Origin of the sequence: Trinickia mobilis, from assembly GCF_017315705.1 — a bacterium.
Classification (GTDB): Bacteria; Pseudomonadota; Gammaproteobacteria; order Burkholderiales; family Burkholderiaceae; genus Trinickia_A; species Trinickia_A mobilis.
This window is the reverse complement of record NZ_JAFLRF010000015.1, coordinates 38,867-54,887: the sequence shown is the minus strand read 5'-3', so window position 1 is coordinate 54,887 and position 16,021 is coordinate 38,867. Positions and strand designations below refer to the sequence as shown.

Sequence of the window (16,021 nt, the reverse complement as noted above, 5' to 3'; positions counted from 1 at the left end):
GGAGCAGGATTTAAGCGGTGGCCTTCGCCTTGCGCGAGCTGACTTGCGGCGAGCGCATGACGGTCCAGTAGATCACCTTCAGTTCGCCTTCGAGCGTCTCGACGAGCGCCGACAGGCTCTCGACCCAGTCGCCGTCGTTGCAATAGAGCACGCCGTCGATGTCGCGGATCTCGGCCTTGTGGATGTGGCCGCAGACGACGCCGTCGCAGCCGCGGCGGCGCGCTTCGTCGGTCATCACGCGCTCGAACGACGAGATGAAGTTGACCGCGTTCTTGACCTGGTGCTTCAGGTACTGCGACAGCGACCAGTACTGGAAGCCGAGCTTGCTGCGGATCCGGTTGAACCAGCGGTTCAGGATCAGGATCATCGTGTACGCGGTGTCGCCGAGATAGGCGAGCCACTTCGCGTGCTGGATCACGCCGTCGAACAAGTCGCCGTGCACGATCCACAGGCGCTTGCCGGAGAGCGTCGTATGGAACGCTTCGCCGCGCACATGGATGTCGCCGAACGCGAGGTCGCAGAACTGGCGCGCGCCTTCGTCGTGATTGCCGGGGATGTAGACGACGTGCGTGCCTTTTCTCGCTTTGCGCAGGATCTTCTGCACGACGTCGTTGTGCGCCTGCGGCCAATACCAGCCTTTCTTCAATTGCCAGCCGTCGATGATGTCGCCGACGAGGTACAGGTATTCCGATTCGTTGTGGCGCAGGAAGTCGAGCAGATACGGCGCCTGGCAGCCGCTCGATCCGAGGTGGATGTCCGACAGCCAGATCGCGCGGTAGCGGTGCGAGCCGGCATCGTCATCGTCGTGACGACTGCTGGCCGTTGCGGGAGGGAGACCGGGATCCTGCGGGACTGGCAGCGTGTCGTCTATTGAGGCGGGCCGGAAGGCGACGGGGTCGACGCTGGCGCCGATTTGGCGGAGGAGGGAAGTCGCGGACGTTTCTTGGTCCATGGCTCACGCGTCGAGTTTGCGATACGCGCATTCCGCCATGGGGCTGTGACTGCTCCGTGACAGTCACAAGAACTTCTTATTACGTGCCGTTTGTGCCGTGCCGGGCGTTGCAAAAGCGCATCAGCCGGCGGTTGCGGCGGCGGGCCGGGCGAGGTCGACGGTGACGATGCGTGTGCCCGCCAGCCGATCGTGCGGGAATTGCCGTTCGCGGTCGAACCGCGCGGCCGCGGCCCACAGGACGAACCAGACGGCCGCGACGCCTAGCGTCACCGGCAGGCTCAATTTCAGGAGCGGATGCAAGGCGAGCGGCGGCAGAAACCATAGCCACGCCAGCGCATAGCGGACAATCGCGCGTCCGACGGACACCGCCTTGCCGTCGGCGCCAACCACGCGCAGCCGCCATGTTTTCATCGGCAGCGTCTGGCCGCCGTGCGTCCAGAACCAGACGAAATAGACGCCGGCCACGACACCGATCCACGCGGCAAGCAGGTTGTGATGGGTGAGACCGTTGCGCTGCTGGGTCAGCGTGCTGAAGAGGTAGCCGGCGAAGAACACGACGCCGAACAGGATCACGCCCTCATACGCCATCGACGCCAGCCGGCGGCGCACGCTCGGCGGTGCGCTCACGTGAGCCGCGGGCGGATGGGGTGTGCGGGCGTCGGTCGTAGGCGTGAGCACGGGCGGGCGCAACCGCGTTCAGGAGCCTTGGTACACCGAAGGCGCTTCGGGCGGCGACACCGGCACCGGCGTCGCGGGCGTGAAACTGCCCGGCGCCGGAAGCTGCGGCACACCGCCCGCTGCGGGCTCGCTTGCCGGGTGCGGCTGAGGCAACGCTGCCACGCTGCTTCCCGGCTGCTCGTGCTGGTTCACGAGCCGGTTGATCCCCTTGATTTCGCTCTTCGTACCGGACGGCGGCGCGCTGACGACGGTCGGCCGGCGTTTGCGCTCGGCGGCGGCGAGTTTCTCTTTCTGCTCCTCAGGCAGCTCCTGATACGCCTTCCAGGCGTTCTGGCGCGCCTGCGCCGGCAATTCCTTCGAAACCTGATAGTTCTCGCGTGCGACGCGCCGCTGCTCCGGCGTCATCTTGACCCACTCCATCATGCGTTCGTGCAGCCTTTTTTGTGCTTCAGGCGACATCTTCGCGAAACGCGACGCGATCTTGATCCATTTGCGCTTGCGTTCGTCGCTGAACCTGTCCCACTCGGATGCGAACGGAGCGAGCGCCTCGTGCTGGGCGCGCGTCAGGCGCGCCCACGAGAGCGGATTGCTGTCGATCGGCAGCGACGGCAGATCGGCCGTCAGCGCCGTGACCGGCGACGACACGCCAAGAGGCGCGCCGGCGGCCGGCGCCGCGGCCGGCTGCGCACAGAAGCGCGGATAAGTTGCGGCGAACGCGACCAGGCCCGCAATCGCGCACCCGAACAGAACGGCCAAGCCGCGCTTGTAGCTCACCCCGATTTTCTCCCTGCCGCTTTAACGGGCGCGCGACAGATACGCGTTGAACCCGTGATCGAGATACGCGTTGAGCGGCAGATCGTCGCTCAGCATCGCGGCATCGATATCGGCGAGTTCGGCGGCGCGCTGCACGTCTTCCCAATAGGCTACGGCGGCGACGCCCAGCACGAGCGCCACGAGCGGCCATACGCGCAAGAGGCGGCGCAGCGGCGAGACGCGGCGCGGCGCGCCAGCAGGGACGGGCATGCCGGCATGGGCGAACACCGGCGCCAAGGCGGGTGCGGTGACGGCTTCCGGTTTCTTGCGGGCGAGAGCGGTGCGCCGGGCAGCCGCCAGCTTGTCGACAGCGGAGACGGGCAGGTTGGCGGCGTTTTCGTCGAGCGCGCGACGCACTTTCAGTGCGAATTCGAGTTCTTTTGTATCGGGAGCGGAGCTCATAGCGTGATTCCTTTGGCCTTGAGCGCGGCCGCCAGTGCGTGCGTGGCTCGGGAACAGTGTGTCTTGACACTGCCTTCGGAGCAGCCCATTGCGGCGGCAGTCTCGGCGACATCCATATCTTCCCAGTAACGCATGAGAAACGCCTCCCGTTGACGTGCCGGTAATTTTTGGATCTCCGCGTCGATCAGCGCCAGCACCTGATCGCGTTCGAGCTTTTGCTCACTGCTTTCCGCTCCGATCGAGCCTTCCTCGGATTCGAGGGTTTCGAGCGGATCGAATTCGTCGTCTTCCGCGTTTCCAAGCGACGAAAACAGGCTGATCCAAGTATTGCGCACTTTCTGGCGACGAAAATAATCATGCGTCGCGTTCTGAAGAATACGCTGAAAGAGAAGGGGAAGCTCAGCCGCCGGACGGTCGCCGTACTTCTCGGCGAGCTTGATCATTGCGTCCTGAACGATATCTAGGGCGGCATCGTCGTCGCGCACGGCGTAGACCGTCTGCTTGAACGCGCGCCTTTCGACGCCCGCCAGAAAATCGGCGAGTTCCTTGTCTGATGCCATCCGTGGGAATCGGCGCAGCGAGTGCACGCCGTAATCGATTGAAAAATGTCGTAAAACCCGCGGATGCTAACAAACTTTTGCCGTGCTGGGTCGCCGGGCGCCGCAATGCTCGGCTGAATCGTTGTTTTTACGCGGTTTTTACCGAGAATTCCGACAGGCTTGCGGGCTGGGCGTGCTGCGCTGCGGGAATTATGACTTGACCGCGCTATGCGCAGCGATTATCTTCAACGGTTCGCAACATAAGTGACTGTCTCTTTTGAGGCGAGCCCAAGAAGTTCGCCTGTCAACTGGACGCGCCGCTTGAACCCGAGCCACAAGCCCGGCAGAGAGCACCCGATCAATTTTTTGCCGAAAATTCGAAAGGTGAATGATGAATATGCCAAGCGCGGAATTTTCCACGTCGGATACGACTCTCCCCCACGAAGCTGACTCCATTGGCGCTACCGTGCTCATGCGCGCGCTCGCCGACGAAGACGTCGAATTCGTCTGGGGCTATCCCGGCGGCTCGGTACTCTACATCTACGACGAGCTGTACAAGCAAGACAAGTTTCAGCACATCCTCGTGCGCCACGAGCAAGCCGCCGTGCACGCCGCCGACGCCTACGCGCGCTCGACCGGCAAGGTCGGCGTCTGTCTCGTGACCTCCGGCCCCGGCGTCACCAACGCGGTGACCGGCATCGCCACGGCCTACATGGATTCGATCCCGGTGGTGATCATCAGCGGCCAGGTGCCGACTGCCGCCATCGGCCAGGATGCGTTCCAGGAGTGCGATACGGTCGGCATCACGCGTCCGTGCGTGAAGCACAACTTCCTCGTGAAGGACGTGCGCGATCTCGCGTCCACGGTCAAGAAAGCGTTCTACATTGCCCGCACCGGCCGCCCGGGCCCCGTGCTGATCGACATTCCGAAGGACGTGTCGAAGATGCCGTGCCAGTACGAGCCGATCAAGAGCGTGTCGCTGCGCTCGTACAACCCGGTGACCAAGGGCCACTCCGGCCAGATCCGCAAGGCGGTCGCGCTGCTCCTGTCGGCGAAGCGCCCGTATATCTACACCGGCGGCGGCATCATCCTCGCCGACGCGTCGCGCGAGCTGAACCAGTTCGCCGATCTGCTCGGCTACCCCGTCACGAACACGCTGATGGGTCTCGGCGGCTACCGCGCGAACGACAAGAAGTTCCTCGGCATGCTCGGCATGCACGGCACGTACGAAGCCAACATGGCGATGCAGAACTGCGACGTGCTGATCGCCATCGGCGCGCGCTTCGACGATCGCGTGATCGGGGACCCGGCGCACTTCGCCTCGCGCCCGCGCAAGATCATCCATATCGACATCGATCCTTCCTCGATCAGCAAGCGCGTGAAGGTCGACATTCCGATCGTCGGCGACGTGAAGGAAGTGCTCAAGGAGCTCATCGAGCAATTGCAGCACGCCGAGCACGGCCCCGACACCGATGCGCTCGCGCAATGGTGGAAGGACATCGAAGGCTGGCGCTCGAAGAATTGCCTCAAGTACGACCGCGCGAGCGAGATCATCAAGCCGCAATACGTCGTCGAAAAGCTCTGGGAACTCACCGACGGCAACGCGTTCGTCTGCTCGGACGTCGGCCAGCACCAGATGTGGGCCGCGCAGTTCTATCGCTTCAACAAGCCGCGCCGCTGGATCAACTCGGGCGGGCTCGGCACGATGGGCTTCGGCCTGCCTGCGGCGATGGGCGTCAAGATGGCGCACCCGGACGACGAAGTCGTCTGCATCACGGGCGAAGGCTCGATCCAGATGTGCATCCAGGAGCTCTCGACCTGCAAGCAGTACGACACGGCGGTCAAGATCATCTCGCTGAACAACCGCTACCTCGGCATGGTCCGCCAGTGGCAGCAGATCGAATACAGCAAGCGCTATTCGCATTCGTACATGGATGCGCTGCCGGACTTCGTAAAGCTCGCCGAAGCGTACGGCCACGTCGGCATGCGCATCGAAAGAACCGCGGATGTCGAGCCGGCGCTGAAGGAAGCGCTGCGTCTGAAGGATCGCACCGTATTTCTCGATTTCCAGACCGATCCGACCGAAAACGTCTGGCCGATGGTTCAGGCCGGCAAGGGCATCACCGAGATGCTGCTCGGCTCGGAAGACCTATAACGACGCTTGCCCGCGCCAGCTTCGGCTCTCGCGTGCCTTCACGAAGGGCGCAGCGAAGGCGGGGCGGCGGCAACCGTTGGCATCGACATCTGGATAGACTGGGAAATCAACCATGAGACACATTATTTCCGTCCTGCTGGAAAACGAACCGGGCGCGTTATCGCGCGTCGTCGGGCTCTTTTCGGCACGCGGCTACAACATCGAAACCTTGACGGTGGCGCCGACCGAAGACCATTCGCTGTCGCGTCTGACCATCGTTTCCATTGGCTCCGACGACGTGATCGAACAGATCACGAAGCATCTGAACCGCCTGATCGAGGTGGTGAAAGTGGTCGACCTGACCGAGGGCGCCCACATCGAACGAGAGTTGATGCTGATCAAGGTGAGAGCGGTCGGCAAAGAGCGTGAGGAGATGAAACGGATGGCGGATATCTTCCGCGGACGTATCATCGACGTCACCGAAAAAACCTACACGATCGAATTGACGGGCGCGAGCGACAAGCTCGATGCTTTCATCGAAGGGCTCGACGCCGCCGTGATTCTCGAAACGGTCCGCACGGGCAGCTCGGGGATCGGCCGCGGCGAACGCATTCTGAAGGTGTGACGCCGCTTCGATCGGCGCCGGGCGCAGCGAAAACAAACCCGGCGCAACCACGCAACGCATTTGAATTTCACTGATTACGCGAAGGAACAGACATGAAAGTTTTCTACGATAAAGACGCCGACCTCTCCCTCATCAAAGGCAAGCAGGTCACGATCATCGGCTATGGCTCGCAAGGCCATGCCCACGCGCTGAACCTGAAGGACAGCGGCGTGAATGTGACGGTCGGTCTGCGCAAGGGCGGCGCTTCGTGGAGCAAGGCCGAGAACGCGGGCCTCGCCGTGAAGGAAGTGGCGGAAGCCGTGAAGGGCGCCGACGTCGTGATGATGCTCCTGCCCGACGAGCAGATCGCCGAGGTCTACGCGAAGGAAGTGCACGCGAACATCAAGCAGAACGCAGCGCTCGCGTTCGCGCACGGCTTCAACGTCCACTACGGCCAGGTCATTCCGCGTGCGGATCTGGACGTGATCATGATCGCGCCGAAGGCGCCGGGCCACACCGTGCGCGGCACGTACACGCAAGGCGGCGGCGTGCCCCACCTGATCGCGGTGGCGCAAGACAAGTCGGGCGCGGCGCGCGACGTCGCGCTGTCGTACGCGGCGGCGAACGGCGGCGGCCGTGCCGGCATCATCGAAACCAACTTCCGCGAAGAAACCGAAACCGACTTGTTCGGCGAGCAGGCCGTGCTGTGCGGCGGTACCGTCGAACTGATCAAGGCCGGCTTCGAGACGCTGGTCGAAGCGGGCTACGCGCCGGAAATGGCGTACTTCGAGTGCCTGCACGAACTGAAGCTGATCGTCGACCTGATTTATGAAGGCGGCATCGCGAACATGAACTACTCGATCTCGAACAACGCCGAGTACGGCGAGTACGTGACGGGTCCGCGCATCATCACGGATGAAACGAAGAAGGTCATGAAGGACGTCCTGAAGGACATCCAGACGGGCGAGTACGCGAAGAGCTTCATCATCGAAAACCGCGCTGGCGCGCCGACGCTGCAATCGCGCCGCCGCCTGACGGCCGAGCACGAGATCGAGCAAGTCGGCTCGAAGCTGCGTGCGATGATGCCGTGGATCGCGAAGAACAAGCTCGTCGACCAGTCGAAGAACTAAGTCGCGTTGCTTCGCCGCAGCCGGTGCAAAACGCGTGCCGGTTGCACCAAAAAGCCGTCCGGAGTCGCCGTGCGCCGGACGGCTTTTGCTATCCTACGGTTTTACAAAAAGACTGAATCAATCCATGAATTACCCTCACCCGATCATCGCGCGCGAAGGCTGGCCTTTCATTGGGATCGCTGCCGTCGTTGCGTTGTTGATCCATGCCGTCGCGGGGTTCGGCTTTGCCTGGCCGTTCTGGCTGCTGCTCATTTTCGTCGTGCAGTTTTTCCGCGATCCGGCGCGTCCGATTCCGACGCAGGCGAATGCCGTGCTGTGTCCCGCCGACGGACGTATCGTCGCGGTCGAAACCACGCACGATCCCTACGCGAATCGCGAAGCGATGAAGATCAGCGTGTTCATGAACGTTTTCAACGTCCATTCGCAGCGCTCTCCGGTGGATGGCGCGATCTCCAAGGTCGAGTATTTTCCGGGCGCTTACTTGAACGCCGCCATCGACAAAGCGTCGCTCGAAAACGAGCGCAACGCGGTCGTAATCCAGACCGCAGGGGGCCAGACGGTAACCTCGGTGCAGATCGCGGGCCTCATCGCACGGCGCATTCTCTGCTACGTGCGCGCCGGTGAACCGCTCACGCGCGGCCAGCGCTACGGCTTCATCCGGTTCGGCTCGCGCGTCGATGTGTACCTGCCGGTGGGCAGCCGTCCGCGCGTCTCGATCGGCGAGAAGGTCTCCGCGTCGTCGACGATTCTCGCTGAATTCTAAGGCGGCACAAGGAGGCATCGATGGCCGCATTCAAACCGCGCCGCCCCCGTTCGAACGGCTCGCATTTGCCGCGGCCCTTTCGCCGCAACAAGGCGCTGGCGGCGGAGCCGGGGCCGGTCGACAGCCGCCGCGCTCTACGCCAGCAGTTTTTGAGGAAGCGCGGCATTTATCTACTGCCCAACGCGTTCACCACCGCGGCGCTGTTCTGCGGTTTCTTCGCCGTCGTGCAGGCGATGAACGTGCGCTTCGAGATCGCGGCGATCGCGATCTTCGTTGCGATGGTGCTCGACGGGATGGACGGCCGCGTCGCACGGATGACGCACACGCAAAGCGCGTTCGGGGAGCAGTTCGACAGCCTTTCGGACATGGTGTCGTTCGGCGTGGCGCCGGCGCTTGTGATGTACGAATGGGTGCTGAAGGATCTGGGCCGCTGGGGCTGGCTCGCGGCGTTCGTCTACTGTTCGGGTGCTGCGCTGCGTCTCGCGCGCTTCAACACGAACATCGGCGTCGTCGACAAGCGGTTCTTCCAGGGGCTTCCGAGCCCGGCCGCGGCGGCGCTGATCGCGGGCTTCGTGTGGCTTGCGACCGATAACCGTGTGCCGGTCAAGCTCGTGTGGCTGCCGTGGGTGGCGTTCGCGCTGACCGTGTACGCCGGCGTGACGATGGTCTCGAATGCCCCGTTCTACAGCGGCAAGGCGCTCGACGTTCGGCATCGAGTGCCGTTCGCGGCGATCCTCCTGGTCGTCGTGGCGTTCGTGCTGGTGTCGTCCGATCCGCCGCTGATGCTGTTTGGCCTTTTCGTGCTGTACGGCTTTTCGGGCTACGCTTTTTGGGCGTACATGGCGGTCCGGGGCAGGGAGAATCCGGCGAGGTCTTCGCCGCACGATCACTGACCGGGTGCAAGCAATTTGCGTGTGGGCTTCGTGACCCCATTTGCGCGATTTTCCGAATGCCGCTATAGTCACCTGCATGGCGACTTTCACATTCCCCTTCCTTTCTCTTCTAGCCGGTGCGCCGCTACGCGCGCTAGGCCTAGCGCGCCTGCCGCGCTGATCGTTTTCGCCCTCCGTTTGCCTCGTTCGTTGTTTGGCGTCGCCTGCGGTGGCGCAAACACCCGAATTCCGTTTTGTATCCAATCGAATGAACGAGTCCCCGGAGACCTGAAATGACAGACAAGCTGATTATTTTCGACACGACGTTGCGCGACGGCGAGCAATCCCCCGGAGCGTCGATGACAAAAGAAGAGAAAATCCGCATCGCGAAGCAATTGGAGCGGATGCGCGTCGACGTGATCGAAGCGGGCTTTGCGGCCAGCTCGAACGGCGACTTCGACGCGATCAACACGATTGCATCGATCATCAAGGAAAGCACGGTCTGCTCGCTTGCCCGCGCGAACGACAAGGACATCCAACGCGCCGCCGATGCGCTGCGCGCCGCCGAGCGCTTTCGCATCCACACGTTCATCGCAACGTCGCCGCTGCACATGGAAAAGAAGCTGCGCATGACGCCCGAGCAGGTGTACGACCAGGCGCGCCTCGCGGTGCGCTTCGCGCGCAAATTCACCGATGACGTCGAGTTCTCGCCGGAGGACGGCAGCCGTTCCGACATGGATTTCCTCTGCCGCGTGCTGGAAGCGGTGATCGACGAAGGCGCGACGACGATCAACATTGCGGACACGGTCGGCTACGGCGTGCCCGAGCTGTACGGCAACCTCGTTAAGACACTGCGCGAGCGCATCCCGAACTCGCACAAGGCGGTGTTCTCCGTGCATTGCCATAATGACCTCGGCATGGCGGTCGCCAACTCGCTCGCCGGCGTGCAGATTGGCGGCGCGCGCCAGGTCGAGTGCACGATCAACGGTCTGGGCGAGCGCGCGGGCAACACGTCGCTCGAAGAAATCGTGATGGCCGTGAAGACCCGCAAGGACTACTTCGCCCTCGATCTCGGCATCGATACGACGCAGATCGTGCCGGCCTCGAAGCTCGTGTCGCAGATCACCGGCTTCGTCGTGCAGCCGAACAAGGCTGTGGTGGGCGCAAACGCGTTCGCGCACGCGTCGGGCATTCACCAGGACGGCGTGCTCAAAGCGCGCGACACGTACGAAATCATGCGCGCCGAAGACGTGGGCTGGACCGCGAACAAGATCGTGCTCGGCAAGCTGTCGGGCCGCAATGCGTTCAAGCAGCGTCTGCAAGAGCTGAGCATCACGCTCGACAGCGAAGCCGAATTGAACGCCGCGTTTGCGCGCTTCAAGGAACTTGCCGACCGCAAGTCGGAAATCTTCGACGAAGACATCATCGCGATCGTCACCGAGGAATCGGCGCAAGCGCAGGAACGCGAGCACTACAAGTTCGTGTCGCTGGCGCAGCACTCCGAGACCGGCGAGCGGCCGCATGCGCGCGTCGTCTTTTCGGTCGACGGCAAGGAGACGACCGGCGAGGCGAACGGCAACGGGCCGGTCGATGCGACGCTCAATGCGATCGAAAGCGAAGTCGGCAGCGGCTCCGAGCTGTTGCTGTATTCGGTGAACGCGATCACGACCGGCACGCAGGCACAGGGCGAAGTGACGGTGCGTCTGTCGAAGAGCGGGCGCATCGTGAACGGCGTCGGCACCGATCCGGATATCGTCGCGGCGTCGGCGAAGGCCTACATCTCGGCGCTGAACAAGCTGTACTCGAATGCGGACAAGCTGAACCCGCAGCGTTCCTGATCGAGCAGGCAACAGGCGGCGGTTGATCCAGTGCCGTTTGTTTTCCCGCTGGAAATAAAAAGCCCTCGCCAAAAAATGCGAGGGCTTTTTGCTATCTGCGCCGCCGCTGGAGGCGTTCGCGAACGGCACGTGGCGTTTTTGTCAGAAGATACCGCGCCGGTCAGGATCGTGCAGCGGATCGGGCGTCTTCTGCGTGAGCCGCAGCACGCCTTGATCGTCGAAATAGAAGCTGTACAGCAGATACCAGACGTTGTCCTCCAGATAGCGATACGTCCAAACTTCACGCTTCATCAACGGGAAATACGAGGTTTCCTCCGGACGGCCGAAGTTGACGAGCACGTCTTTCTTGGTCCACTGCCCGATTTGCGCGCGATAAAACTCGTTGGGCTGCAATACCTGGCGCACGTTCACAATTTTGCCGGAGGCGTCGATATCGGCGGCGGTGGTGACTTCGCCCATCGGCTGCGTCGGCCACATCAGGCGCTTGCCGCCATTGGGCAGGTCGTACACTTCGCGCGGCGGACCAAGGCGGCTGATGATCGTCGATTGGTCGGCGCCCGCCCCGAATTGCTGCCAAGGCTGCGCGCAGCCGGCGAGCAGCAACGTCGCGGTGCACGCTAACACGGATGTCAGGCGCTTTCTCATGGAGTCCTCCGATTCATAGAGTGACGGCTTTTTATCACGGGGTCACAAGATTTTGACAGGTTGCGCAGCAAAAGATTTTTTTAGCGCTTCGAAAAGGGCGGTGTGACGGCGTTCGCGAAACGATGAATGGCAATGCGCCGTGTTGCCGACAACGTCGCGCATTCTGCGTCGAAAAAGGGGCGAGGGCGCGGCGGGACGCTTGCTTGCGAATGGCCGGGTGGCCGGCCTATGATCCGCGCTTCGAATCATTCAAGCGGGGCAGCGATGACGAGAGCATGGATGAGCCGGCTGGCGGCGGCCGCCGTTGCAGCATGGATGGCGGCGATGCCGGCGGCGAAGGTCGCCGAAGCGGCGGCGGGGACGGGGGCGCCGATCCAGCTGGCCTTGATCGAGGGGATGTCGGGGCCGTTCGCCAACGCCGGCGCCGCGGTCGAGCGGAACCTGCGCTTTGGCGTCGAACGCGTGAATGCGCGCGGCGGCGTCAGGCTTGCCGATGGCGCGCACCCGCTCGAATTGGTCGTGCTCGACAGCAAGGGCAGCACAGAGGGCGCGCTCGTCCAACTGCGCGCCGCTGCCGACCGCCGCATCGGCTTCGTGATGCAGGGCAACAGCTCGGCGGTCGCGGCGGCGCTTGTCGCGGCGATCGAAAAGCAAAACGCGCGCGAGCCGGACAATCGCGAGCTGTTCCTCAACTATTCGGCCGACGACCCGGCGCTCACCAACGCCAATTGCAGCTTCTGGCATTTTCGTTTCGACGCGCACGCGGGCATGCGGATGGGCGCGCTTGCGGACGTGATCCAGCAGGACCGGTCCGTGAAAAAGGTCTACCTGCTGAACCAGGACTACAGCTTCGGGCATGACGTCAGCACGCTCGCGCGCGAGGCGCTGGCGCAAAAGCGCCCGGACATCGCGATCGTCGGCGACGAATTTCATCCGATCGGCCGCGTGAAGGACTTCACGCCCTATATCGCCAAAATGCGCGCGAGCGGCGCCGATGCGGTCATCACGGGAAATTGGGGCAACGACTTGAGCTTGCTGGTCAAAGCGGCGCGCGAGCAGGGGTTCAATGCGAAGTTCTACACGTTCTACGGCAACAGCCTTGACGCACCCGCGGCGCTCGGCGACGCCGGCGTGAAGCGCGTGCTGGCCGTCGCGGACTGGCATCCCAATGCGGGACCGGCGGCCTCCGACGCCTACTACGCGGCCTTTCGCGCGCGCTTTCCGGCCGCGCAGGACGACTACCCGGTGCTGCGCATGGAGGTGATGATCGAGATGTTGGCCGACGCGATGACGCGTGCGGACACGTCGGACCCGGCCGCGGTCGCGAAGTCGCTCGAAGGGATGAAATTCGACAATGGGTTTCACCGCGCGTGGATGCGCGCCGAAGACCATCAGCTGATCCAGCCCCTTTATGTGATGGAGATGGACAAGGCGGGCACGCCGGGCGTGCGTTTCGACAACGAAGGGAGCGGCTACGGCTTTCGCACCGTGCTGGCGCTGCCGCCGGAGCGGACCGTGTTGCCGACGACCTGCCAGATGAAGCGCCCGTGAAGGCACCGGCGCTGTGCGTTCTCGCGGACTTGCGGGGCCCCGCTTACGGGCTTCGAGCCCGCCTCGGAAAGCACCCCGAAACAGGATCCTTACGGTACCGCTAGCCGCCGAATCCGGCTGTGCTACAATACGCGTCTTGCTGTACCCCCACGGCACGGCCTTTCTTCCGTGACCGCCTGTCTAGTTCTTAAGGAAATCAAATGTCTGTTGCTGATATCAAGAAGTCCGACGTTGTCGCGCAATTCGCGCGTGCTGCCAATGACACCGGCTCTCCTGAAGTGCAAGTCGCGTTGCTGACGACTCGCATCAACGAGTTGACCTCCCACTTCAAGTCCCACTCGAAGGACCATCACAGCCGCCGCGGGCTGCTGCGCATGGTGAGCCGCCGCCGCAAGCTGCTCGACTACCTGAAGGGCAAGGACGCTGACCGCTATCGTTCGTTGATCGAAAAGCTGGGTCTGCGCAAGTAATCGGACTATCGTCTCTTCAACAGGATGCCTGTGTCAGTCTGCTGATACAGGCATTTTGTTTTTGAATGGCGCACTTCATGTGAATTGCGTCAAACCGCCAGGCGCCGCGGCCAGGGACACCATGCGGCGCAGGGCTTGCAACACGGTCTGGCTTGGCGGGCAGAGCTTTGTGTCATTCCAGCGCTTCACTCACCGCGTGAAGCGCTGGAATGGCATAACACTCCTCTTCCCGTATGGGCCTTGGCTGTGACGTCGCCGCGCCAGGTAAGGCTGCGGCGAAACGTATAAATGAAATGAGCGAAAAGTGAGAAGGAGTGACTATGTTCAATAAAGTCGTCAAAGAGTTTAAGTGGGGACAACATAACGTCCGGATGGAAACGGGCGAAATTGCTCGTCAGGCAAGCGGCGCCGTGCTCGTCGATGTCGAAGACACCGTGGTGCTCGCGACCGTCGTCGGCGCGAAATCGGCGAAGCCGGGGCAGGATTTTTTCCCGCTGACCGTCGACTACCTCGAAAAGACCTACTCCGCTGGCAAGATCCCCGGCGGCTTCTTCCGCCGCGAAGGGCGCCCGTCGGAGCATGAGACGCTGACCTCGCGCCTGATCGACCGTCCGCTGCGTCCGCTTTTCCCGGAAGGTTTCTATAACGAAGTGCAGGTCGTCGTGCACGTGATGTCGGTGAATCCGGAAGTCCCGGCCGACATTCCCGCGCTGATCGGCGCTTCGGCCGCTCTCGCGGTGTCGGGTCTGCCGTTCAATGGCCCCGTCGGCGCAGCGCGCGTCGCCTACATCAACAACGAGTACGTGCTGAACCCGACGCGCGCCCAAATCAAGGATTCGCGCCTCGACCTCGTCGTCGCGGGCACGGAGCGCGCGGTGCTGATGGTCGAATCGGAAGCCGACCAGCTGCCGGAAGACGTGATGCTCGGCGCCGTGGTGTTCGGTCACGAGCAGATGCAAATCGCGATCGACGCGATCCACGAGCTCGTGCGTGACGGCGGCAAGCCGGAATGGGATTGGCAGCCGGCGCCGAAGGACGAAGCGCTGATCGCGCGCGTAACAGAGCTCGCGCACGGCGAACTGCTCGCCGCCTACCAGATCCGCGACAAGCAAGCGCGTTCGACGAAGCTGAAGGAAGTGTACGCAGCGGTGTCGGCGAAGCTCGAAGAAGAAGCCTCGACGACGGGCGCCGCGCCGGCCGACAAGACCACCGTCGGCAACGTCCTGTTCGACATCGAAGCGAAGATCGTTCGCAGCCAGATTCTGAACGGCGAGCCGCGCATCGACGGCCGCGACACGCGCACCGTGCGCCCGATCGAGATCCGCACCGGCGTGCTGCCGCGCACGCACGGTTCGGCGCTCTTCACGCGCGGCGAAACGCAGGCGCTCGTCGTCGCGACGCTCGGCACCAAGGGCGACGAGCAGATCATCGACGCGCTCGAAGGCGAGTACCGCGACCGCTTCATGCTTCACTACAACATGCCCCCGTTCGCGACCGGCGAAACGGGCCGCGTCGGCTCGCCGAAGCGCCGTGAAATCGGCCACGGCCGTCTCGCGAAGCGCGCGCTCGCCGCGTGCCTGCCGAGCGCCGACGAGTTCGGCTATTCGATTCGCGTCGTGTCGGAAATCACGGAATCGAACGGGTCGTCGTCGATGGCTTCGGTCTGCGGCGGCTGCCTCGCGTTGATGGACGCCGGCGTGCCGATGAAGGCGCACGTCGCGGGCATCGCGATGGGCCTGATCCTCGAAGGCAACAAGTTCGCGGTGCTGACCGACATCCTCGGCGACGAAGACCACCTCGGCGACATGGACTTCAAGGTGGCCGGCACCGCAGACGGCGTGACCGCGCTGCAAATGGACATCAAGATCCAGGGCATCACGAAGGAAATCATGCAGGTCGCGCTCGCGCAGGCGAAGGAAGGCCGCATACACATCCTCGGCAAGATGACCGCGGCCGTGTCGGGCGCGAGCACCGAGCTGTCGGAATTCGCGCCGCGCATGATTACGATCAAGATCAACCCGGAAAAGATCCGCGACGTGATCGGCAAGGGCGGTTCGGTGATCCGTGCGCTGACCGAAGAAACCGGCACCACGATCGACATTTCCGACGACGGCGTCGTTACCATCGCGAGCACGAGCAGCGAAGGGATGGCCGAGGCGAAGAAGCGCATCGAGAACATTACGATGGAAGTCGAAGTCGGCCAGGTGTATGAGGGCACCATTCTGAAGCTGCTCGAGTTCGGCGCGATCGTGAATATCCTGCCGGGCAAGGACGGCTTGCTGCATATCTCCGAAATCGCCAACGAGCGCATCAAGGACATCAACGACTACCTGAAGGAAGGCCAGCAGGTTAAGGTCAAGGTGATCCAGACGGACGAGAAGGGCCGTGTGCGGCTGTCCGCGAAGGCGCTGTTGAACGACGCGGCTTCGGGTGCGGCGCAGCCTGAGTCGGCGCCGCAGCAGTAACGCGGTAGCGATATGATGACGGCCGGCTGCGCGCAAGCGCGCCGGCCGTTTTCTTGTGTCGACCCGAGTTGGCGCTTTAGCGCTTACTCGGGTCCCATGCAGGGCGGTCGACCCGAGTTGGCGCTTTAGCGCTTACTCGGGTCCCATGCAAAGCTGGCAGGATGA

General features: G+C 63.1%; 15 protein-coding genes. 9 read left to right on the top strand and 6 right to left on the bottom strand.

The window, feature by feature from the left end; translation table 11 throughout:
* Positions 1 to 10 precede the first annotated feature (10 nt).
* From J3489_RS20985 to J3489_RS20965, 5 genes are all read right to left on the bottom strand, one after another.
* Entirely contained in the window at positions 11 to 952 is a 942-nt protein-coding gene (locus J3489_RS20985; protein WP_207001241.1) for a UDP-2,3-diacylglucosamine diphosphatase, read from the bottom strand.
* Between the two features lie 120 nt (positions 953 to 1,072).
* On the bottom strand, positions 1,073 to 1,642 hold the full coding sequence (locus J3489_RS20980) for an RDD family protein (protein WP_207001240.1): 570 nt from the start codon (positions 1,640 to 1,642) through the stop codon (positions 1,073 to 1,075).
* A 6-nt stretch (positions 1,643 to 1,648) separates the two neighbouring features.
* A complete protein-coding gene (locus J3489_RS20975; RefSeq protein WP_207001238.1) occupies positions 1,649 to 2,404 on the bottom strand; it encodes a DUF3106 domain-containing protein in 756 nt (251 codons plus the stop codon).
* A gap of 21 nt (positions 2,405 to 2,425) precedes the next feature.
* The gene (locus J3489_RS20970) at positions 2,426 to 2,845 is read right to left on the bottom strand and encodes a DUF3619 family protein (protein ID WP_207001236.1); all 420 of its coding nucleotides are present in this window, start codon (positions 2,843 to 2,845) and stop codon (positions 2,426 to 2,428) included.
* Positions 2,842 to 3,405 (bottom strand): RNA polymerase sigma factor, encoded by a 564-nt coding sequence (locus tag J3489_RS20965; RefSeq protein ID WP_207001234.1) that lies wholly within the window; start codon positions 3,403 to 3,405, stop codon positions 2,842 to 2,844. Before J3489_RS20965 ends, J3489_RS20970 begins: the two co-directional genes overlap by 4 nt.
* A 370-nt stretch (positions 3,406 to 3,775) precedes the next feature.
* On the opposite strand from J3489_RS20965, the gene J3489_RS20960 reads away from it, so the two are divergent.
* The 6 genes from J3489_RS20960 (at position 3,776) to J3489_RS20935 (ending at position 10,725) form a co-directional block, all read left to right on the top strand.
* A complete protein-coding gene (locus J3489_RS20960; RefSeq protein WP_207001373.1) occupies positions 3,776 to 5,539 on the top strand; it encodes an acetolactate synthase 3 catalytic subunit in 1,764 nt (587 codons plus the stop codon).
* A 112-nt stretch (positions 5,540 to 5,651) separates the two neighbouring features.
* The gene (ilvN, locus tag J3489_RS20955; RefSeq protein ID WP_136898714.1) at positions 5,652 to 6,143 is read left to right on the top strand and encodes an acetolactate synthase small subunit; all 492 of its coding nucleotides are present in this window, start codon (positions 5,652 to 5,654) and stop codon (positions 6,141 to 6,143) included.
* 92 nt (positions 6,144 to 6,235) lie between these two features.
* Positions 6,236 to 7,252 carry a ketol-acid reductoisomerase gene (gene ilvC, locus J3489_RS20950; RefSeq protein WP_207001232.1) on the top strand — a complete coding sequence of 339 codons (1,017 nt, stop codon included), beginning with the start codon at positions 6,236 to 6,238 and terminating at the stop codon, positions 7,250 to 7,252.
* A gap of 124 nt (positions 7,253 to 7,376) precedes the next feature.
* Entirely contained in the window at positions 7,377 to 8,015 is a 639-nt protein-coding gene (locus tag J3489_RS20945; protein ID WP_207001229.1) for a phosphatidylserine decarboxylase, read from the top strand.
* Positions 8,016 to 8,035: 20 nt separating this feature from the next.
* On the top strand, positions 8,036 to 8,908 hold the full coding sequence (gene pssA / locus J3489_RS20940) for a CDP-diacylglycerol--serine O-phosphatidyltransferase (protein WP_207001227.1): 873 nt from the start codon (positions 8,036 to 8,038) through the stop codon (positions 8,906 to 8,908).
* 272 nt (positions 8,909 to 9,180) lie between these two features.
* A complete protein-coding gene (locus J3489_RS20935) occupies positions 9,181 to 10,725 on the top strand; it encodes a 2-isopropylmalate synthase (protein WP_207001225.1) in 1,545 nt (514 codons plus the stop codon).
* Positions 10,726 to 10,866: 141 nt separating this feature from the next.
* Here J3489_RS20935 and J3489_RS20930 read toward each other — a convergent pair whose 3' ends face one another.
* Positions 10,867 to 11,370 carry a hypothetical protein gene (locus J3489_RS20930; RefSeq protein ID WP_207001223.1) on the bottom strand — a complete coding sequence of 168 codons (504 nt, stop codon included), beginning with the start codon at positions 11,368 to 11,370 and terminating at the stop codon, positions 10,867 to 10,869.
* 279 nt (positions 11,371 to 11,649) lie between these two features.
* Between J3489_RS20930 and J3489_RS20925 the strand changes: the two genes are divergently transcribed.
* The 3 genes from J3489_RS20925 to pnp all read left to right on the top strand — a co-directional run bounded on the left by J3489_RS20925 (position 11,650) and on the right by pnp (position 15,856).
* The gene (locus tag J3489_RS20925; RefSeq protein ID WP_374193468.1) at positions 11,650 to 12,921 is read left to right on the top strand and encodes a branched-chain amino acid ABC transporter substrate-binding protein; all 1,272 of its coding nucleotides are present in this window, start codon (positions 11,650 to 11,652) and stop codon (positions 12,919 to 12,921) included.
* Positions 12,922 to 13,121: 200 nt separating this feature from the next.
* Positions 13,122 to 13,391 (top strand): 30S ribosomal protein S15, encoded by a 270-nt coding sequence (rpsO, locus tag J3489_RS20920; protein WP_207001221.1) that lies wholly within the window; start codon positions 13,122 to 13,124, stop codon positions 13,389 to 13,391.
* Between the two features lie 314 nt (positions 13,392 to 13,705).
* Entirely contained in the window at positions 13,706 to 15,856 is a 2,151-nt protein-coding gene (gene pnp / locus J3489_RS20915) for a polyribonucleotide nucleotidyltransferase (RefSeq protein WP_207001216.1), read from the top strand.
* The last annotated feature ends 165 nt before the right edge of the window (positions 15,857 to 16,021 follow it).